Source organism: Bacillus sp. SIMBA_008, from assembly GCF_046535495.1.
In the GTDB taxonomy this organism is placed as follows: Bacteria; Bacillota; Bacilli; order Bacillales; family Bacillaceae; genus Bacillus; species Bacillus subtilis.
Window position 1 is genome coordinate 580,019 of the sequence record NZ_JAWRWL010000002.1, and the last position, 19,033, is coordinate 599,051.

A 19,033-nucleotide genomic window follows, 5' to 3' on the forward strand; every position below is an offset into this window, starting at 1 on the left:
AAATCCCCCTTTAATGTTGCAGCAGGCTGTACATAATGGCGATGGCTCCGCCAATGATGCCTGTAGACACTGCTGTAATGATGGCACCTGTGATGGTGCGTTTAATCCACGTGGTGTTTTCTTCAATTTTGTTTAATTTTTCGTTCAGCGTCATGATTTGCTGGTCTTGCCGGTCAGACACGCGTTCTAATGCAGAAACCCTCTGCTCAAGTGCTTTGTGCTCGCCTTTCATGTCTGCTAAATCTTGCTGAAACACATTCACATCTGCCTCTTGCTGCATCTCTCACTCCTCCTTCACATGCAGATCACCTCCCTTCCGAGGGCCGAGACTGTTATGAAACCGCGGTCCCTTTTACCGAAAGAGTACCGCCGGTGATACTGATAATCTCCATGATAATCTCCTTAAACCCTTTAATATCAAAGGCCCATGCCTCGGCTTTTCCTAATGTACTGGAGGCAGTGGTAGCATCATCAGTTTTCACGCCTCTGATAGGCAGTTTCTGTCCTGACACCGATTTGCCCCAAAATTTGACTTCGCTCATTTCTGCTGTGCCGTAGACTTCAACGAGTAAATGCGCGGCACCGTCAACAGGTAAGGCAGTCCCCTCGCCGGCGGACTCTGCATTTTCATGAAAGACAAAGTCAAATGTTTTGCGAGCCTCGACTTTCAGCCGTCCATCGTGTGTTTGATTCTCCGCAAAGTCAATCTGTAAAGGCGTTTTTCCATTGACACGCACATCCATCTCACCCGCACCGACTGATTGGTATAATACAAACTCGGATTGCTGAAGATTCCCGTTCACATAGCGGAAGCGGTAATAGCGTTTAGAAAGATATACCCAGTCCGTCGCTGTCAGGACACCTGCTGCGACATTAACTGCTGCTGTCGTTGTCCAAACATTGTTGTTGTCGCTTTCTTCTATAAAGAGCGTACCTTCACGATCTGCATACGCCCAGCCCTTCACTTTCGAAATCAGAACTGCGCTAAGCCTGTCCTGCCCGAGCTGACTATATGCCTCAGTCGCCTTTAAGGAAGCATTTGTTAAAATCTCCGCTACGCCTGACAAATTCGAAACAGGTGTCAAAAAATCATTTTTTCCTCCTCGATAGGGCTTTACAGCGCCGGCTTTTCCAGTCCTATCGAGAGGAAATTCATATTGATACTTCACCATCTTCATCCTCCTTTGATCTAAAAACAGGCAAAATAAAAAAGCCTTACTACATGGCTTTACCGGTAATTTCTTTATACTGGTCAGCTGTGATCAGCTTTTTGTTCACACCCTCTGCCAGATCCTCAATTGAACAGTCTTTATATGCTAATGCTTGCTTTACCATATCTGCTGTCGCCCACTCATAATAGAGGGCAAGCACCCAATAATTCATTCAGAGTAATCTCCTTTCAAAGAAAGTAGTGAAAGCTTAATACCTGCCAGCTCGCTTCCCAAAGTTTTGTTCAGCTCATCAAGCTGCTTGCGTGCCAACTTTTCCTGCGACAACTCCTGAGCGAGAAGCTCTACCTGATCGGGCGGCTCGTACGGCGGGTTTTTTTGCAGCTCCTCCCACCAGGTTTCGAGTTCTTTTTGGGTTGGGATGGGGGCGCGCAGGTTCCACTCGGCTATATAAGACCCTTCCCCGTCATTCTGAACGATAAAATCTTTTGTTGGATCTGCATTGGGGTATTTATACATGATTGCTTCTGCGATCATCGTTTTTCCTCCTATACTTATACTGTAGGATAGTTAAGCCCTCCAAGTTCTTGAATGTCTATATAGTTGTATGCCTCGTTATAATCGGATACACCTCTTCTATCATCACCGCTATAATTGCAATAGCAATAGATTTCTATATAATCACCTTTGTTCATAGGAACGGTTACAGTACCATTTAAGTCAAGGTTCATTTCACTTTCCTTATCATTAAAGTCCCCCCTCAAATGGTCAATTGGTTTATACAATGATCCATTTAGATAGAGTTTCAGATGAAAATTGATGTAAGCCGGTGTATTTATCATATACAGCCCCACTCCTACTAAAAACATTCCATCATTAGGAGCAACGAATCTACTATTTTTTGTATCAAATGCATTGTGACTATCTTTTCTTTTGCGATTAAATTGAATTTTTGTGTGGGCTTTTTTATCCAAATACTGTATGCCTGTAGTTCCTATATTTGCGTGAGCAAATCCAGAAATTTTATGCCAAGCTGTCCAGCCTGACCCACTCCACCAGTGCCGTATCCATGTACCAGTACTATCAATGTAACTGCCAGATTCATTTCCAGTGCCATAAAAATATTGAACAAATCTAAAATCACTGTGTTTCTCATTTTTCACGAAGCCGTAACGAAGCGGATAACCGGTATTATTTCCTTGACCAATATCTATTAAAGTTAATCCCTGAGGATACTCATCCCCTCCAGTTCTAGCATCTGTTATTGCATCAGAACCTGAAAGTTTGGTTAATTTTTGATTTGTATAATTTGTATCTACATAGGTTTTAGCATCAGCTAAAGCTTTGTCTGCTTTTGCCTGTGCTCCTTGTGAATTTTCAATCTCCATCCACGGAGTCCATTCTTCTGAATCTTGCTTTTTATTTCGGATAAATTTTCTTCTATTGTCTGGAATAGAAGCTGTTTCTCCCGAATAAGTAGTAAATTCTTGATACGGATAGGTACCAACATTATATACAAGCAAATACCCATTTCTATTAATAGGAGCATTTAATTCAGTCGTAGAAGAATAAATATAATAAAATCCTGTTTTAATAATATTATTTAAATCTTCATTGTAGAATTTTCCCAACGTTCCGTCATCTTGAGTCAATTTGAAAATCTGGCTGTTATTCCATTTTGTTTTATCGTTCTCCGTAACATGGATTTCCGTGTTATTCGCATGACTGTCAGTATAAAGCCTTGCTGTATTTAAAACAGATTCTAGTTCATCTGATGAAGGAATGGTAATAAACTCAGTCCAGCCTACACTATCATACCAATGACGAATAAATATTTTCTTTTGGCCTGTATTTCCAGCATAAAAGAAAAACTGAGCAAAACGGTATTTACTAGATTTTATATTCAGCACTTCACCGTATTCATGAGGATATCCTGTAGACCCTTGAAGAATTCCGACTGTGGTAATACCAATAGGATAGTTGTTTCCAGAGTATGATGCGTCCTGATAAAGTGACTCATCGCCAATTTTATTGATATTTTCACTATTCAATTCTTCTGATGTGATCAGACGTTTCCATCCTCTGAATTCTCCATCGGTATGCACCATCCCAATCCACATGGTGACTTCAAAGCTTTGGTAAGCAACAATTGTTTTTCTGCCGCTCTCACCCTCTATCACATCGTAGTTATACCAAGCATTATCATCATCAACTGGATTGTTTACTAAATTCTTACCTACACCATAATAATACCCCGTTGATAATGATAGAATATCCGTCCCATCAGGTACCCAAGTTCTTCTGCCGTTATCTTTCGTTAACTTTGTCAGTTGAGCCCCGTTCCATTTCGTACGTTCAGTATTTGTTATGTGTATGCTACTGTTAGTAGTATGATTGTCCGTATAAGATTTAGCATTTGTTTCAGCTTGATCAGCCTTCAGTTTAGATCCACTTTCTGTCTCGAAAGCATTCCACTCCGACCATTCTCCCCCCGTTAGAGTCTTTCTCCAGATGCCCCCATCATTTGTCATAGCAACTGCTTCCCCTTCTTTTTCAGAAGAGTACAAGTAAATGCCTTTAGTAGGTTGCGGAGGTGTATTCAGACCTGTTTTTGCTGTATAAAAAGTAAATGATCTCTTTTGTTGAGCAGCTACCTCGTTAAAGTCTTGTCCATTACCAATAGTGATAAAGACTGAACCATCATCTTTCGTAATCTTAGATAACTGACTGCCGTTCCATTTCTCTCGTTCTTCCTCAGTAACATGCCGCACCTGATCTTGCTCATGCTTGTCAAAATCCTTCTTCGCCGCCTGCTGCACATTATCCACGTTCCCCAGCCCGATTTGCGCCTTTGTTGTGTTGTGGGGGTTGTTCATGTCGTTTTTGTGGGCGGCCAGGTCTGTGTGGGCGTCTTTTATGCCTTTTTCCCAGCGATTGACGTCATCTTCGTTGATGGGATCATCCGGAAGCCAGTCTGTTTTTTCTTCGTATGCCATGTTTACACCACCTCAAAAGTAAATCTGAAATCGAGTGTTCTGTTTTCGCTAACGTCCAGGTCAGTCTTTCTCTCTGTAATGACGTTGCCCAGCTCGTCAAAAATTTGTACCGTTTCGATATGCTTGATGTCTTCCTCACGTTTTGTCAGAACGGTGACGGTCGCACCGTCAATGGCAAGCTCTACTATTTCTGTTTTTTGGCCGTTGAGCAGCACGTGATCGATTCTGCTTTTTAGATCAGCTGCTGTGCGTTCTCTGTATATGGTTGAAATCAAGTTAAAACCACCTCATTGTTGTTAAGAGTGACAGAATAACCGACCTTGAGCTCACTGGCTGTTCGGTATCTGCGGTGATTCAGGATGACTGTATCTTTGATTTGCAGCGTCTCATTCAATCCGCCTCTGAGCGTATACGCCAAATGAGCGGGTTTCATGTTTTCTATCGCTTCGATCAGCTCATTCATGTGCTGGAGGTCATCAACATTGATATCGACGTTAAATCGGTATTCGCCGGGAAGCAGGCGGACCTGTGCAGACGGGTTTTTCAAGAAACGGTTTACCGCCTGCTCAATGGCCCTGTATGTGATTGGCGGGATGTTCGACATTTTGGAAATGAGCCTCAATCGTCTGATCTCATCAGTGTCACCTGATTCCCGCGGTACGTTTAAAATCTTTTCCCAGCGGCTGAGCCCCCATGTCGCCGTCGGTACAAATAACTGATCCGTCAGATCAAATATGCTGTCATTTTGTTTATCAAACTCAGGCGCTTCCGCTTTCAGCAGCTCAGCCATTTCTTTAAGGCTGGTAAGAAACGGCGGCAGATACGCTGTCATGTCATCTTGTTTGCTCAATGATCTTCACCTGCCCAAGCTTAGGAATTTCCACGTCGCTCAGCACCAGATTTTCAGACGTGCCGTTGATTTGAATATTGGAGTAGTCACTGACTGATGGTGAATTATAGACGATATTGTTAATTTGAGAAAGGCGGATGACGTTATCTTCAAAAGCCATTTTCTTAAAGAGATTTAAAACGCCTTCCTCAATTTCTGACTTCACTTCATCAATTGAGTGATTGATCTCAGGCAGCACTTCGGCAGAAATCTCAACTTCTTTCCAGACCGCGCTCTCCACTGTGACAACGGCTCCGATTGGCGCCTGTCCCTCTCCCTGTCCTGGTTCAGGGTCGATATAATCTTTCACTTTTTGAATTAAAATATGAGAAGCGGGCTCAAGATTCGCATTGGTGACGACAATTTTGACAGTGCCTTCACCGTTCCAAAGCGGGAAGATCTTTGCCTTTCCCACACCGTCCACTTCCTCAGCCCACTCTTTATAATGCATTTTATTGGCACTGACGGCCTCACGCCGAACCCTTGTAAAATACCGTTCTCGCAAGCTGTCATCTCCCTCTTCCTCGCGCCCCGGAATCAGGATTTCTTTGACAATGGCCGTTTCTAAACCGGGAATGGTATCCAATGACAGTAAATTGCGTCCGGTCAGATTGGCGTTTCCCGCTTCACCAGGTGTTTCACAGATGAGCGTCCCGTCTGCCGTATATTGAAAATAAAGATTATCCACGTAAAAGCGGGAGCCGACAGGAATAGTAACTCCAGATGTAAACTCTCCCGCTCTGACCGCCTTTGTCGCGGCTGTCCGTTCAATTCCCGCTTCCGCTGCACGCCTGTCTAAAAATTCGCCTTGTGCGGTATCAGAAAAAACTAGCTCAAGCACAGTATCCAGCCATATATAAGACTTCGCAAGCTCGGCCGCCGCCGGGGCTAACGCATTATAAATGACGCTGCCTTCTCTTGTGTCAATATCTGCGGAAATGCTGTTCAGCATTCGCTCCATAATATTTTCAAAGGTCTGATCTTCAAACATGTTCGCCAATCACCTCCTCAATCTCAAGCGTCCCTTCATCCGTCTCCACCACAAAAGACACATGAAACGCATCGCCTTGTTTTTCTATCTCAAAGTCTGTTACAGCCGATATCCGGTCATCATAAACCAGCGCCTCTTCTATCAGTCTCGGAATCTCCATCTTTTTATACGCATCAGTCGTCTCATGATCTGTCAGCACGTCCTGAAGCTCGTTTCCGACATTATGGCTGTATATGGAATATGCATAGCGTTCTGTCTGTAAGGCGATATACACGAACTGCCTGATCGCTTCAAGCCCGGTAATCAGCTCATTCGTAATTCTTCCGTTTTCAAAATCTATTTTATACGTTTGCGAGGTTTCAATGACTTCGCTCTCATCTTCAAAATCCTCAAACTCTACTTCTGGTGTCAGGGCCATGATGCCCACTCCTTTTACATGCTAAATATAAAAACCCCTTCGTACTGAAGCGGTTTTGTCTATACCTTATCTAAAATAAAAAACGATTGCCCGCCAGTCAGAGCCGCGGTCATGAGGCGATCCCCCGGCTCGAGTGCATCGTCTCCTCCGGACTGCATCCGTTTTGGGATAATGATGGCGTCAGCCGGTATGATCAGTTTGCTGTTTTCTTTTAATTTGATTTCCACAGGAGAAACCGAAACGACTTCAGCCGGGAGCAGTTCTACCGGAGACTCAGCGTCAATTGCGCCGACTGCCAAATGTTTTATAGCCTCACTTAATCTCATCAGGATACTCCTTCCGGCATCGTATTCTTTTCAACAACATCGATCGTCATCGTATGTTTCGTTCCTTTAAATTCATGCCGGTCCGTATCTACCCAATAGGTTTTCTTGATGCCGGCCTCTGGAATCGAAATATAGACGGGCAAGCCGCTCTGCACTTCCGGGATGCCCACTGCCTGAATATTTTTCAGTTCTTTTTTCACGCCCTTTTTTTCAGCAAGGCTTACATCTGCCCGCTGCTGAAGCTGTGCCTGGTTGATGTCATCCGTGACCGTTTCCGTATATTGAAGCACACCGTATTTATTTAAGCCTGATCTGTCCTTGGCAGAGGCTTTATATGTCTTATTGTCCTTCTGCCGGCGAAGCACCACCCGAGTAGCAGTGTCGTTTATAGAAGTGCTGTATTGGTAGCCCGTGATATTGACGCCCGTTTCAAGCACCCATACCTCTGACGGATCTGGCCAAGCGCGCAGACCGAGCTTTCCTTTTTCCGAATACAGCTGGTAATGTCGTCCTGTCTGGCTTTTCGTCTGTTTCAGCGCTTTTAATATGATGTCATACAATGTCGTATCATTTTTAATGACAAGACTTTTGATCGTATGGCCTGTGTTTGCGATCGAGGTTGTCGGTATCTGGAAGTCACTAGCAATCCTTCTGATGATCTGGTCGGCCCGCTGATTGGAAAACACGTACATATCCTGGTTTTTGACCAGGTACTGAAGCATGTCATAGGCGCTGAAGGCAAGCGTATGCTCGTCCGGGGTTCTTGCAAAAACAATGCCCCGAAACAGCTCTTTTCCCTTCCACTTAAACAAAACCGTATCTCCTTCTGAGACACTGTAATACGTCTGGTCGCCCTGCTTGGTGACGATGGTCGCTTCAATAGAACGCGGCGCCTGATAACGATGGCCTTCAAGCGATACGCTTTCTGCAACCAGCTCAAGCCACTCTGTGTCTTTAATGACGAACAGTTCTATCATCATACATCACCTGTTTCATTGCGGTATCTTTAATTTTTGGCCGGGAAAAATCCAGTGGCCCGGCTGCCTGATGTTCCGTTTGCTTCGTTTGATCATTGCTGTTTTATTGGTGTTCCAAATTTTGCGCCATTGAGTGCTGTTCCCGTAAAATCTGCCTGCAATGTCCCATAGCGTGTCTCCCTTTTTCACTGTGTACGTCTTCGGCGCAGCCTTCGACGGACGTTTTGCCTTTGTTTTTTTCTTCTGCTTGATTTTCCGCGGGGAAGCGGTTTTGTATTCTTTTAATACAATATCAAAATCCCGATCTCCTATTTCATTATCTCCCTCACTATATTTAAGGCTTTCAATACTGCATGTCATATTGATTTTTGTTCCCGTAATTAAAAATTGAACAGGCTTTTTTGCCTTCATCCATTTTTCAATTTTCGCAATGGCATTTTCCGGAGACGGGAGATTTTGATATTCAGCTATCGGCGTATACTTTTTTGGAAAAAAAGAAGAAAATGAAATTTCTTTTGCTCCGGGTTCTTCAATAAACGTTAGTTCACCCAATCCCGTTATCTTTACTGAGTCATTTTGTACACTATTCGCTATATCAATCGCTTCAGGAAGAACAGGGAATCGCAGCTTTTCTTTCCCCTGTGATATCCAAAATTCATAGATAGACTTAGTCAAAAGCCACGACCCCCTTTGTACTGGTGTTAATGTCTTTTTGTAATTCATCAAGTAATGCCTGCTTGATTTTCGCAACCAGGCCATCAGCATCCTGTCCATTATGGAAATGCTGATCGCCGTTAAACTCAATCTTTATTTCTTTCGTTCCGGCTGTTTGTATCGTTTGCCGTGTACCGGATGTAACTGCTGAAACTTGTCCTGAAGAAAGCTCAGTCTGCTGGGATTGAGACGGATCTGTCACTTCCATACCAAGAGCTTGCGCAGCTCTCTGAAGGAGGTAGCGGCCTCGGATGCCCCGTTCCTCTGGGATGATCCATTCCCGCTTGTTTCCTTCACCGACACGGGCGATTTGTTCTTTTGTAATCAGCCCGCCGTTTGCGTAACCGACATACGGTCCGCCATGATTCAGGCTTTTAATACCCGGCACATTGTTGATTGATCCATATCTGCTTTTAATGTAGCCGATCGCAGCAGCTGCGTTGTGAATCGGGTTTTTAATGTTACCCATACCCGGTGCTTTATGGTCATTAAAGGTGCTTGGGATCGTCTGCATCAGCCCTTGTGACGGATGCCCCGCTTTTGCGTTGCTGTCCCACAAGTTAATTGCATTCGGATTGCCTCCGGATTCATGCTGCGCAATCGTCATGAGTCCCGGTAGCCAGCTCATCGGTGTCTTGGTGGCCATGAGAGCAGCCATAATCCATTGTTTTACGTTCCCGCCCATGGCTCCCATTCCGGAATAGGCAGCCGCCAGTGATCCGGCTTGTTTTTCAGCAAATTTCTTTACATCTACTGAGCCAAGGCCTTTGACAACACCAATTGAAGCAAAACGCCCCAAGCTCATCATGACACGGGAAGGTGAATGAATATCTAGCTCCTCACGGAAAGCCTGCTCCACTCTCTTGGCCATATCCTTTGCTGCTTGTTTTACTTCACTGGATTTAGAATTCATGCCTGTCACAAAGTTTCCGATCAAACCGGAGCCCCAGCTGTTCGATGTGTCTTTTGAACGCAGGAACGGTTTGTCAACATGTGTACTCACATACTGTGCAGTCCCTGTTTGGGTTGAGTTTTGTCCTTGCGCAAAGCCTTTGACCGTTCCTGTGCCCCATGAAGACGATTTGTTCACAGTGGCTTGATACGGCGTTTTAACTTTTGATTGCAAAAAGCCGTCCGTTCCGGTTGCTGTACCGTTTTGGCCCTTGGCATACCCGCTTACCATTTGTTTACCGTAATTTGGTGAAGCAGAAATCATTTGTGTAAATGGCGTATTGATGTTTTTCTTTTTCCAGTCTTCCATTTTGACCGGCTGATCGCTGATGCCTTTACCAAAGCCTTCTGAAAATTGCTGTCCGAGTGTGGACGCTTGGCCTGTAAGATTTGCAGTGTTCATTGCTGGGGAGGCTGAGCCTGATAGAGGACTGACAGCTGCTCCTCCTGAAACAGATGCTGGACTTCCGCCAGAAGACGAAGCTGCTCCCATGTCGTCTACAACTTGCATACCCAGCTTAGACGCCGCTTGTGAAAGAAGCATCTTCCCCCGGCCTCGGTTGTTATCAACCGGGATAACGAATTCCTTGCCGGCTTCACCGATCCACGAGATGGTTGGTTTGGTGATGTAGCCGCCTGTGGCATTTTTATCCGGATCCTTACCTTTATTCGGATCACCGCCGCCGGTTACAAAATTAATTACTTTACTAGCTACGCCGCCAGCTTTATCCCAGATTTGCTTCACCCAGCCGAACGCTTTAGAAAAAGCATCTGAAATCGCTTCTCCCACCTTTGTAAGAGGTTCTTGAATATTCTTTTTAAACCAGCCGCTCAGGCCTTTCCAAATGTTCTTAACGGTGTCTATCGCTTTTTTGAAAGCATCTGAGATTCCCTTGCCTACATCTGAGACTGTATTTTTGACCGGGTTCCAAACTGTATCCATGAACCATCCCGATACCGTACTGAAAACACTCTTAATCTTATTCCAAGCACCGGTCATTTTATCCCAGATTGTAGTTGCCGCTCCTATTACAGCAGATTTGACTGGCCCCCACACATTACTCATAAACCATGAAGCAACTGTACTGAACACATTTTTAATCGTCGTCCATGCATTTACGATTTTAGACCATATTGCTGTTGCTACACCCACAACTGCTGATGAAACCGGCGTCCAGACATTGTCCATAAACCATGTTGCCACCGTGCTGAATATCGTTTGAATCGTTGTCCATGCATTTACGATGTTGGACCATATGCTTGTTGCTACACCCACAACTGCAGTTGATACTGGCGTCCAGACATTGTCCATAAACCATGTTGATACAGTTCCCCAAGTATCCTGAATGGCTGACCAGGCATTTTGCGCACCCTCTGTAATGCTGTTCCATGTATCTTCTAGAGCGCCAGCATCAATTGCCTTGCCTAAACTTTCACCGCCGAAAGTACCGGCAATTCCTCCTACAACACCGCCAATAGCGGTCCCGACTCCCGGCACAACGCTTCCAATAGCCGCTCCTGCAGCGGCTCCTGCTAAACCTCCGCCGGCTGAACCTACTTTTTCACCAGCATTATCCTTATTGATACCGGCTAAGTCAGTAAGGGACAGTATTTCGCCTAATCCTGGTATTCCTTTTGCCGCTCCTTTTAAGCCCTTCAGTCCGCCTTTTAAGCCTTTTGATTCACCCAATGTTTTCAGAAGGCCTGAAAAACCTTTGCCTGATGCTCCTTTAGCAGATTTAGGTGTATTCACAGGATTTGTTTTATTCCCTTTTGTTGATGAACCGTTTCTATTTTTGACTTTTTTGCTTTTGCCTGTACTGATTCCGGCACAGCAGCAACCACAAGCCCCGCCCCATTTGCCGCCTGACTTTTTCGATTTTGAACCTGAAGATTTTTGGTTCATAGAAGGTTTTTTAGTGCGGTTTGAATTGTTAGAAGTTGAGTTCTTTGTATTGGCTTTTGAAGCTTTTTGTTTGCCTTTGCTTCCGCTGGATTTGCCGCCAAGCAACCCGCCAATATCCAGATTCCCCAGCTTCTCAGCAATGCCTTTTATAATTTTTTCAAAAAACTCTCCCACTTTTTCAATAATTTTATCAGGGCTGAATTTCTCGAATTTCTTGGCGATTTTTGAAACAATGTTATCAACAAACTTTTCTGCTTTATTAGCGATTTTATCCGGATTCAGGAAATTAAATTTCTCTGAAATTTTGTCAACAATATTTGTTACAAAGTCTTCCGCTTTAGTAATAATGGCGTCTGGACTGAATTTGCTGGCGACATCATCTACTTTTTTCATAAAGGAATCTGTAAACTTGTCAAGCTCGTTAAAAATGGTTTCCGGGCTGAATTTACTTACGACATCGTCCACTTTTTTCATGAAGGAATCTGTAAACTTGTCAAGCTCATTAAAGATTGTTTCCGGGCTGAATTTACTTACGATATCATCCACTTTTTTCATGAAGGAATCTGTAAACTTATCAAGCTGCTTAAAAATCGCTTCTGGACTGAATTTGCTTGCGATATCATCCACTTTTTTCATAAAGGAATCTGTAAACTTGTCAAGCTGCTTAAAAATCGCTTCTGGACTGAATTTACTTGCGATATCATCCACTTTTTTCATAAAGGAATCTGTAAACTTGTCAAGCTGCTTAAAAATCGTTTCTGGACTGAATTTACTTGCGATTGCATCCACTTTACTCATAAACGATGTTGTGAATTTATCCAGCTGTGACAGAATCGTTTCTGGACTGAACTTCGTTGCAATTGCGTCCACTTTATTCATGAACGATGTTGTGAATTTATCCAGCTGCGACAAAATCGTTTCTGGACTGAATTTCGTCGCAATTCCGTCCACTTTACTCATGAACGATGTTGTAAACTTATCCAACTGTGCCAGAATCGTTTCTGGACTGAACTTCGTTGCAATTGCGTCCACTTTATTCATGAACGATGTTGTGAATTTATCCAGCTGCGACAAAATCGTTTCTGGACTGAATTTCGTCGCAATTCCGTCCACTTTACTCATGAACGATGTTGTAAACTTATCCAACTGTGCCAGAATCGTTTCTGGACTGAACTTCGTTGCAATTGCGTCCACTTTATTCATGAACGATGTTGTGAACTTATCCAGCTGCGACAAAATTGTCTCTGGACTGAACTTTGTCGCAATTGCGTCCACTTTACTCATGAACGATGTTGTAAACTTATCCAGCTGTGCCAGAATCGTTTCTGGACTGAACTTCGTTGCAATTGCGTCCACTTTATTCATGAACGATGTTGTGAATTTATCCAGCTGCGACAAAATTGTCTCTGGACTAAACTTTGTGGCGACTTCATCCACCTTATTCATGAACGATGTCGTAAATTTATCCAGCTCTGTTAAGATTGTTTCCGGGCTGAACTTTGTAGCGATTTCATCCACCTTTTCCATGAATGAAGCAGCAAATTTGTCCAGTGCTGTCAAAATCGTTTCTGGATCAAACATGCTCGCAATATCTCCTGTACCTCCTGCTGAAGGCGCTCCTTTTTCGGAGGGACCTGAACTTCCCATGCTGTCAATTCTTTTCTGCAATGAATCCAGCTTATTTGACACCTTGTCATTAATAGCGAGCTCAAGTTTGTTGTCTTTTCCTGTTAAGGCATTAATACCAGCAGAAATACGACCGACTGTTTTCATGACGTGATCAATCACGCGTATCGTAACAGAGTAACCATTTTTAAGTGCAGTTTCCATATAGCGCTGTATTTTTTGCACAGCCGGCAACACTTGATCTTCTGCACTCAGCATAATCGTAAAGCCTTTAAAACCTGCCACGAGCTCTCTTAATCGTTCAAACTTTTCGGTTGCTTGGTCACTAGCATCTATTTTAATAGATACAGATGACGGCAATCCCTGCAATTGAACATTAACCTGCTGAATGACACTGCTGGCTTTATCCTCAGTTGAAATGGAGATCATTTGGGCGCCAAGCTTTTTCTTTAATGATTTTTGTATGCGATCAATTGTCCTTAATACAGTTTTGCTTTCTTTTCGTACATCAATAGCGCTTTTTCGCTGCACCATTTTTCTATATTTTTCAAGTGCTCTAAACCCATTCTGAATCTTTCTTAACTTTTTACTTACACGGTCTTCCATTTCAAACCTTGCTGTCAGCTTTGCCAATTACGATGCCCCTCCTTTCTTTGCTTGTTTTTCAAGGAGATCGAGCTTATATCCAATCAGTCCATACAACAGCGCCTTGAAGTTTCTAGGCGCTTCATACAGTTCTAATAAATCTGATGGAGAATAATGAAGCTCGTGCATCGCATAGTAGAGATACACGGCTTCTTTATGCCCATCCTTGATTAGTTTTTTGCTTCTTCTTCCAGATCCTCTAATTCATCTTCAAATCCATTAATCTCAATCGCTTTGTTTAACCAGTTCGCATACTCGCCTCCAACTGAGAGCACGCGTTTCGCAACTTCTACCGGGTCAGCCGTTTTGTAAGCTTCTCGAAGCTCTTTTGAACGGAAGTCCGGATAAACGGTTGATTCAACTGCGATTCGGGCATAAAAGCGTTGGCTGTCTAAATCTTTTACACGGCCTCTGCCTTTGACATTTTTATACGTTGTTGTTTCTTTCTCCAATTCATCAATGCGCTCCGTCGTGATCGCTTTAAAAATAAATGGCACGATGTTCCCTTTTTTATCAACAAAACGCTTTGAGATCGGCACTTTGATTTCCTCAGCTTCAATTGTTTTTCCCGGCATAAAAAAGGAAAGATCATATACGTTTTCGTTCTTCTCGCTCATGTAAAAAACTCCCTTGTCTATTGTTTGGTTTCATCTTTAAAAAACAGACCTTTCTGAGAAAGGTCTACGTATGGGCTGATTCAGCTTTGATTAAAACGTGTCAGATAGCTTTTCAGGGACGTCGAAGTCTTCGAATGTAAATGGAACTTCTTCCTCTAACGCTTCTGAATCGACATCAAGGCTTGCGATTTTGGCAGAGTCAAAGTTGACGTCGTACAGCGTAACTCGCTCTGTGCCCCGGCCTGAGGATTGATCATCCAGCACAGCTTGGAGCGTGAAATAAGGGTCGCTGCCTTTTTTGACATAGTCCATCATCAATAGCACGAATTTTGATGTGACTTTGTAGAACGTTGCGGTCCCTGTTCCATTTGCCCCTGTTGTTTTATGGCCTGTCATGCGGCGGCCCATAATGTTGACTTCGGATTTGTTTTTCTCAACGTTTGCTTCAAATGTTTTGATGTGCGCCATTTCCTCACCATCGAGAAATAAGCGGCCTTCTTTTCCTGAGATTGTGTTTTGTGCTTTTAATGCCATATTAGTTTACCTCCACATTAAAGTAGAATTTTTCTGCTGCGTCGACAGGCTGTACAGCCAGGTCAATCAAGAAGCCGTCACGATCTTCATTCATTGAAATTGTGATATCTTCATCGGAATCAAAGCCAGTGATGCCGCCTGCGTCCTGAAGCGTTGTCATGTATTGTGTGATCATCGTTTTTACATACTGCAGTCCGTCTTCAGATGCCGGGATATCGCTTCCGCTGCCTTTTCTTGATTTAATTAAGGCTTTCAGCTCGCGTGTTAAATCATTATTCACAGCATCCAGGACACGAACGATTTTGTTCTTCGCAAATTTCTTGTTTTTCTCAGCTGTGAACGTCACGAGTGAGTTAATGTCCTTTTCTACGCTGACGGATTTATCACGGGCGTCGAATGTGAATAAAAATTCACCTTTACCCAGACGTTCAACAATCGTATCGTGGTCAAGGCGGTGTAACACATCAACTGCGCCTTCGTACTCTACAAATGTAAGTGATTGGTTAAAGGTTGCTCCTGCACTCGCTCCAGCTACCCAAGCTGTTGCTTTGTCGGGTGTAACTTCCGTGCCATCTTCAAGCAGCACACCCTCTGTTACGTTGATGATGCCTTCATAATCACCGGCATAATTGGCTGTGACGCCTTGCACTTTTTGTCCTTGGCCGTCGCGCAGGCGTTTAATGAAAGCAGCAAACGTCGCTTTCAACTGGTCACCTTCTGCAACAGGCAGCGCAATCACATCAAAGCTCTCCGTTTCAGCCGCGGCTAAGAAATCTGTATAGTCGGAGTTGACAGGGGCTTTATCCGTACCGCCAGATAAACGGATTCCCGCGGATGCATTCAGCGTCTCAGCTGCAGTGTCTCCTTCTGATCCAGTGAGAGGAATCGTTGAAGAAAGATCGCCTGTTCCGGTAAAAGTGACATAGCCGTTAGCTGTTAATTCTTCAGCCTTTTTGACAGTCTGTTTATCAACCTCTGATTCGTCCATATATGTTGTCACATCGAAAGAATTAGCATCCAGCACATTTTGATTGATGCGGATGATAATGTCATTTCCTTTTGTTCCGCCATATACTGCAGTTGCTTTGACGCCTTCAGCAATATCAGCAGACGCTCGGACACCTTCGGTTAGACGGTACATCAATACCGTTTTCGCATTTTTCTTCGCTTCACGCAGCAGCAATAAAGACGGGTCATCAATGCTGAGGCCCACTTTTTTGTTTAGGTCTTCAACGCTGGAAATGGAGACGAACGTTTTCGCTTCGCCCCAGCTTGATGCGACCGGAAGTGCGACTGTTCCCCGTTCACTGAGTGATACCCGCTCCTGTGCCGTCGTTTTAAAGTTAAAATAAATACCTGCACGTTCTTTTTCTTTGCCTGTTGTAAATGTTCCGCCATTCATGATGACATGACCTCCTTGGTTAGAAATGTTTGAATCAATTGGTTGGCTTCTGATTTCGTCATACGTGGTTGATCCACGCCAAATAAAGCCCCCTGAAGAATATCCGGCTTAACGCCGAACAGTTCCTTCGCGTGCTTAATCAAATCCGCTGTATCAAATAGAGCTTCCCGGCTCTTTGTATGTACAGCCTTCTTCTGTTGTTTGTCCTTTGACACCGTTTATTTCACCCCGCTGTTCATGTCGATATCCTGTAAGACAGGCTGTTCTGTTTTGTGATAATAATATCGGCTGCTCCACCTGATCACCATGGCCGCCTCGCCCCTGTCTCCTACCCTTGTCTCGATTTGGGAGATGCGAACCGTATCCCCCGTCTTCTCGCCGGATTCACTCAGCAGCGGAATCATATTTCTCGCTTCTCTGATGGCATCCGCGAGTCTGTCCGCTTCATCCAGCGCCTGAACGGAGTCCAGATGAAACAGTTTTACATTGAGACTGTAGGTTTTTTTAAATGTGGAGACCGTATCTGTTTCCTCGAAAACAGATGGTGGCGGGACATATAACGACGGCACCTGAAAGTGATCAGGAAGCTCGCGTTCATAAATGGGAACAGACCACCGGCTGTACAAAAACGCCATGATCGATCCTGTTTCACTGTTCATCCTGCTCCTCCTTTACAGCTTCTTCAGCCACTGGCGCAGTTTGCTTTCCAACGATTTTTCAAACAGCTGTTCATATAAAAGCAGTGCATGATCCCAGTAGCCCGTTCCCGGTATCCATTTTCTCTTGAGCGCCATTCCCGTTGAAGCCGCTGGATCATAAATAAACCGTGAGCCTTGAAAACGCCCCGGCACCCATCTCACATCTTGTTTTGACGTCCAATGGCCGTCATTAAGAAATGAGGCGTAATCAAGCTGTGTCCCCACCTCAAGCGAAAGCCCGCCGCTTTGCACAATCCAGAGATTGTCCTCTGCGCCTTTCTCAAAGGAACTGAGCAGTTTTTCTGTATCAATCGTTTGTGTGCTGATGAGTTCAGATTGGACGATCTCCAGAAAATCTTGCCCGCACTCCTCAAGCCACCGGGACGCCTGTCTGGAAAAACCGCCTGAAGCCGCTTCTTTTAATGCCGTGTTCAGCTGTTTCAATCCCGCTATTTTCATAGGCTTTCATCCCTGACTGCGACGACCTCCCAATGATGATGTCTGATCCTTTTCGGCAGCTTTAGTATATATTTATGATTCTCCCAAATGATTTTATCGTTCACGCGGATGTCCGCTGACAACGGAAAATGGACGAGAAAGCTATGATATACAGTTTGATCCGGCTCCTCCTGAATCAGCTGCTGTGTTTTTTCGGTAAAATAACAAGGGACATCTTGTTCATCGGGTGTATCCGGATATGAAATCACCGGCTGCAGCCTGTCTGCCGGAATCCCAAATCGGCCTGCAGACGGCGCTTGCGCTGCTTCATGATAAATGTCGCAGCGATGAATGAGCATCTGCCTGTAGCTCATAAAGACCTCACCTTCAGTCTGGAGGATTCAGGGGCGTAGCCCGGCGTGATAAACTCCTCGAGCAAATGATATACCTCTGGCCGCTGAATGCCGCCTTCTCCGGAAACCGTGTAGGAATAATCCCCCATTTTCTCAGACTGATAGCTTGATGAGGCAGATTCATCGCTGTTGACAAGCGCAAAATACTGGGCAAGCTTTACTAAAGCCAACTTCACCTTGCCGGGCAGCGGATCATACAAGCTGTCTTCAAAGCGGTGGCCCGTGATGAGAGCCGCTTCTGCTTCCGCCTCGATGATATCCTGCGCCAGCAGCTCTTCCGGCCTGTTTTTCACCCGATCATAGACCGAATAGGAGGCTACGTCAGTCGGTTCAATGAGCATGAGCTGACCACCTCGTTTCTATTATTCTTTTACGTTAATTAATTTTGCGCAGGCATCCTCTTCCTCGAACTTGCTGTCCAGCTTGGCCGTTAAGACAATAATGAATTTACGGGAGCGGATGTCTTTGTCGACTTCAATTCGGATATTGCGGGAGAAGCCGAGAATGATATTTTTCGGATGTGTGAGAATGATATCAGAAGCGTCATATTGCGCGTCTCCCTCACCGACTGTGTACGGCTGAATATTGGATACTCCTTTGACCGGTACGCCGAATGCTGTTGACAAGCCGCCCTGAACAGCCTGGTCCCCAAGGTTTGTCTGGCGGTCTGCCACGCGGTCCTTCCATTCAACTTCTAAGCCGTGAGACGTATAGAATCTGAATTCCTGAGGGATGCGCAAATATTTTGGCGGAACTGCCTTTAAGCCTTTCTTGAATGTCGCTCTGGACAGTTCTTCACCGTTCATGTCAACGATATGGGAAACCGCCTGTTTACGGATGCCGTCCAGCTGTGCCAGATACGGATCAGCTGATGCTGTATCACCGTTAACGATCAGCTCTTCAATATCAACTGCTGCGCGCTCTGCTAAAATTTGCATGATTGTCTGCTGCAGGCCGTCTTTTTCAATATTGTTTTCAAGTGTGTCATACGTAATGTTAATTTCCGCAATGACTTCCTTCGTGTTCAGCTGGACAGTGCTTGTCGTTGGAACTGTCAGCTCGTCGTTTGACAGTGCTTTTCCTTCTTGCGCAGCCCGCAGAATACGCTGGCCGAAGCCGATTTTCTCAAATTTTTGCGAGTCATTTTCCATTTGAATCACGCGGGATTCACTGAAAATGGTCGGCGTGTTTTGCACCATGCGGATAAAAGCCGATGCTTGCGCAGGGTTCATAAGCCCGCCGCTTTTTAAAGCAGAAAGCGACATTTCCGCTTTCCGAATGATCTCTTGATTTCTCAATTGATTTCCTCCTCCTTGACTGGTT

At 44.6% G+C, this 19,033-nt stretch carries 23 protein-coding genes; all 23 read right to left on the minus strand.

What is annotated here, in order from left to right; genetic code table 11:
* Positions 1-10: 10 nt before the first annotated feature.
* On the minus strand, positions 11-280 hold the full coding sequence (locus SB658_RS08390) for a hemolysin XhlA family protein (protein WP_003232655.1): 270 nt from the start codon (positions 278-280) through the stop codon (positions 11-13).
* Positions 281-332: 52 nt separating this feature from the next.
* On the minus strand, positions 333-1,172 hold the full coding sequence (xepA, locus tag SB658_RS08395) for a phage-like element PBSX protein XepA (RefSeq protein WP_144500802.1): 840 nt from the start codon (positions 1,170-1,172) through the stop codon (positions 333-335).
* A gap of 46 nt (positions 1,173-1,218) precedes the next feature.
* Positions 1,219-1,383, minus strand: a complete 165-nt coding sequence (locus SB658_RS08400) for an XkdX family protein (RefSeq protein ID WP_014479563.1) — start codon at positions 1,381-1,383, stop codon at positions 1,219-1,221.
* Positions 1,380-1,706, minus strand: a complete 327-nt coding sequence (locus SB658_RS08405; RefSeq protein WP_144500803.1) for an XkdW family protein — start codon at positions 1,704-1,706, stop codon at positions 1,380-1,382. Before SB658_RS08405 ends, SB658_RS08400 begins: the two co-directional genes overlap by 4 nt.
* Before the next feature lie 17 nt (positions 1,707-1,723).
* Positions 1,724-4,165, minus strand: coding sequence for a pyocin knob domain-containing protein (locus SB658_RS08410; RefSeq protein WP_069703539.1), 2,442 nt, complete (start codon positions 4,163-4,165; stop codon positions 1,724-1,726).
* Between the two features lie 2 nt (positions 4,166-4,167).
* Entirely contained in the window at positions 4,168-4,440 is a 273-nt protein-coding gene (locus SB658_RS08415; protein ID WP_003232665.1) for a hypothetical protein, read from the minus strand.
* Entirely contained in the window at positions 4,437-5,015 is a 579-nt protein-coding gene (locus SB658_RS08420; RefSeq protein WP_015483131.1) for a YmfQ family protein, read from the minus strand. The genes SB658_RS08415 and SB658_RS08420 overlap by 4 nt, the downstream gene beginning before the upstream one ends.
* On the minus strand, positions 4,999-6,045 hold the full coding sequence (locus SB658_RS08425; RefSeq protein WP_021479465.1) for a baseplate J/gp47 family protein: 1,047 nt from the start codon (positions 6,043-6,045) through the stop codon (positions 4,999-5,001). The genes SB658_RS08420 and SB658_RS08425 overlap by 17 nt, the downstream gene beginning before the upstream one ends.
* Positions 6,038-6,463, minus strand: coding sequence for a DUF2634 domain-containing protein (locus tag SB658_RS08430; RefSeq protein WP_069703540.1), 426 nt, complete (start codon positions 6,461-6,463; stop codon positions 6,038-6,040). The genes SB658_RS08425 and SB658_RS08430 overlap by 8 nt, the downstream gene beginning before the upstream one ends.
* Positions 6,464-6,522: 59 nt before the next feature.
* On the minus strand, positions 6,523-6,789 hold the full coding sequence (locus tag SB658_RS08435; RefSeq protein ID WP_069703541.1) for a DUF2577 family protein: 267 nt from the start codon (positions 6,787-6,789) through the stop codon (positions 6,523-6,525).
* Positions 6,789-7,766, minus strand: coding sequence for an XkdQ/YqbQ family protein (locus tag SB658_RS08440; protein WP_069703542.1), 978 nt, complete (start codon positions 7,764-7,766; stop codon positions 6,789-6,791). Before SB658_RS08440 ends, SB658_RS08435 begins: the two co-directional genes overlap by 1 nt.
* 15 nt (positions 7,767-7,781) lie before the next feature.
* Positions 7,782-8,441: a LysM peptidoglycan-binding domain-containing protein gene (locus SB658_RS08445; RefSeq protein ID WP_049139754.1), complete on the minus strand. Its 660-nt coding sequence runs from the start codon at positions 8,439-8,441 to the stop codon at positions 7,782-7,784.
* Positions 8,434-12,702, minus strand: coding sequence for a transglycosylase SLT domain-containing protein (locus tag SB658_RS08450; protein WP_486308196.1), 4,269 nt, complete (start codon positions 12,700-12,702; stop codon positions 8,434-8,436). The genes SB658_RS08445 and SB658_RS08450 overlap by 8 nt, the downstream gene beginning before the upstream one ends.
* Positions 12,703-13,596: 894 nt before the next feature.
* Positions 13,597-13,737: a hypothetical protein gene (locus SB658_RS08455; RefSeq protein ID WP_072692631.1), complete on the minus strand. Its 141-nt coding sequence runs from the start codon at positions 13,735-13,737 to the stop codon at positions 13,597-13,599.
* 41 nt (positions 13,738-13,778) lie between these two features.
* Positions 13,779-14,225: a phage tail assembly chaperone gene (locus tag SB658_RS08460; protein ID WP_015715734.1), complete on the minus strand. Its 447-nt coding sequence runs from the start codon at positions 14,223-14,225 to the stop codon at positions 13,779-13,781.
* 90 nt (positions 14,226-14,315) lie between these two features.
* Positions 14,316-14,759, minus strand: a complete 444-nt coding sequence (locus tag SB658_RS08465) for a phage tail tube protein (protein ID WP_003232677.1) — start codon at positions 14,757-14,759, stop codon at positions 14,316-14,318.
* A 1-nt stretch (position 14,760) separates the two neighbouring features.
* The gene (locus SB658_RS08470) at positions 14,761-16,161 is read right to left on the minus strand and encodes a phage tail sheath family protein (RefSeq protein ID WP_003245369.1); all 1,401 of its coding nucleotides are present in this window, start codon (positions 16,159-16,161) and stop codon (positions 14,761-14,763) included.
* Positions 16,158-16,376, minus strand: a complete 219-nt coding sequence (locus SB658_RS08475; protein WP_003232679.1) for a YqzN/YkzM domain-containing protein — start codon at positions 16,374-16,376, stop codon at positions 16,158-16,160. Before SB658_RS08475 ends, SB658_RS08470 begins: the two co-directional genes overlap by 4 nt.
* Positions 16,377-16,379: 3 nt before the next feature.
* Positions 16,380-16,820 carry a phage tail terminator family protein gene (locus SB658_RS08480; RefSeq protein WP_029726235.1) on the minus strand — a complete coding sequence of 147 codons (441 nt, stop codon included), beginning with the start codon at positions 16,818-16,820 and terminating at the stop codon, positions 16,380-16,382.
* A gap of 12 nt (positions 16,821-16,832) precedes the next feature.
* Positions 16,833-17,318: an HK97 gp10 family phage protein gene (locus SB658_RS08485; protein ID WP_003245226.1), complete on the minus strand. Its 486-nt coding sequence runs from the start codon at positions 17,316-17,318 to the stop codon at positions 16,833-16,835.
* On the minus strand, positions 17,315-17,671 hold the full coding sequence (locus SB658_RS08490; RefSeq protein WP_009967053.1) for a YqbH/XkdH family protein: 357 nt from the start codon (positions 17,669-17,671) through the stop codon (positions 17,315-17,317). Before SB658_RS08490 ends, SB658_RS08485 begins: the two co-directional genes overlap by 4 nt.
* Positions 17,668-18,051, minus strand: coding sequence for a protein YqbG (gene yqbG, locus SB658_RS08495; protein WP_014479552.1), 384 nt, complete (start codon positions 18,049-18,051; stop codon positions 17,668-17,670). Before yqbG ends, SB658_RS08490 begins: the two co-directional genes overlap by 4 nt.
* A 21-nt stretch (positions 18,052-18,072) precedes the next feature.
* Positions 18,073-19,008 carry a phage major capsid protein gene (locus SB658_RS08500; RefSeq protein ID WP_003232690.1) on the minus strand — a complete coding sequence of 312 codons (936 nt, stop codon included), beginning with the start codon at positions 19,006-19,008 and terminating at the stop codon, positions 18,073-18,075.
* Positions 19,009-19,033: the final 25 nt, after the last annotated feature.

Bases quoted from the DNA above. Each gene is read 5' to 3' on its own strand.
- SB658_RS08435 (WP_069703541.1), bottom strand. From the start codon at position 6,789: ATGAGATTAAGTGAGGCTATAAAACATTTGGCAGTCGGCGCAATTGAC.
- SB658_RS08465 (WP_003232677.1), bottom strand. From the start codon at position 14,759: ATGGCATTAAAAGCACAAAACACAATCTCAGGAAAAGAAGGCCGCTTA.
- SB658_RS08470 (WP_003245369.1), bottom strand. From the start codon at position 16,161: ATGAATGGCGGAACATTTACAACAGGCAAAGAAAAAGAACGTGCAGGT.
- SB658_RS08410 (WP_069703539.1), bottom strand. From the start codon at position 4,165: ATGGCATACGAAGAAAAAACAGACTGGCTTCCGGATGATCCCATCAAC.
- SB658_RS08390 (WP_003232655.1), bottom strand. From the start codon at position 280: ATGCAGCAAGAGGCAGATGTGAATGTGTTTCAGCAAGATTTAGCAGAC.
- SB658_RS08430 (WP_069703540.1), bottom strand. From the start codon at position 6,463: ATGGCCCTGACACCAGAAGTAGAGTTTGAGGATTTTGAAGATGAGAGC.
- xepA (WP_144500802.1), bottom strand. From the start codon at position 1,172: ATGGTGAAGTATCAATATGAATTTCCTCTCGATAGGACTGGAAAAGCC.
- SB658_RS08480 (WP_029726235.1), bottom strand. From the start codon at position 16,820: ATGAACAGTGAAACAGGATCGATCATGGCGTTTTTGTACAGCCGGTGG.
- yqbG (WP_014479552.1), bottom strand. From the start codon at position 18,051: ATGCTCATTGAACCGACTGACGTAGCCTCCTATTCGGTCTATGATCGG.
- SB658_RS08460 (WP_015715734.1), bottom strand. From the start codon at position 14,225: ATGAGCGAGAAGAACGAAAACGTATATGATCTTTCCTTTTTTATGCCG.
- SB658_RS08400 (WP_014479563.1), bottom strand. From the start codon at position 1,383: ATGAATTATTGGGTGCTTGCCCTCTATTATGAGTGGGCGACAGCAGAT.
- SB658_RS08440 (WP_069703542.1), bottom strand. From the start codon at position 7,766: ATGATAGAACTGTTCGTCATTAAAGACACAGAGTGGCTTGAGCTGGTT.
- SB658_RS08490 (WP_009967053.1), bottom strand. From the start codon at position 17,671: ATGAGCTACAGGCAGATGCTCATTCATCGCTGCGACATTTATCATGAA.
- SB658_RS08450 (WP_486308196.1), bottom strand. From the start codon at position 12,702: ATGAATAAAGTGGACGCAATTGCAACGAAGTTCAGTCCAGAAACGATT.
- SB658_RS08485 (WP_003245226.1), bottom strand. From the start codon at position 17,318: ATGAAAATAGCGGGATTGAAACAGCTGAACACGGCATTAAAAGAAGCG.
- SB658_RS08425 (WP_021479465.1), bottom strand. From the start codon at position 6,045: ATGTTTGAAGATCAGACCTTTGAAAATATTATGGAGCGAATGCTGAAC.
- SB658_RS08405 (WP_144500803.1), bottom strand. From the start codon at position 1,706: ATGATCGCAGAAGCAATCATGTATAAATACCCCAATGCAGATCCAACA.
- SB658_RS08455 (WP_072692631.1), bottom strand. From the start codon at position 13,737: ATGCACGAGCTTCATTATTCTCCATCAGATTTATTAGAACTGTATGAA.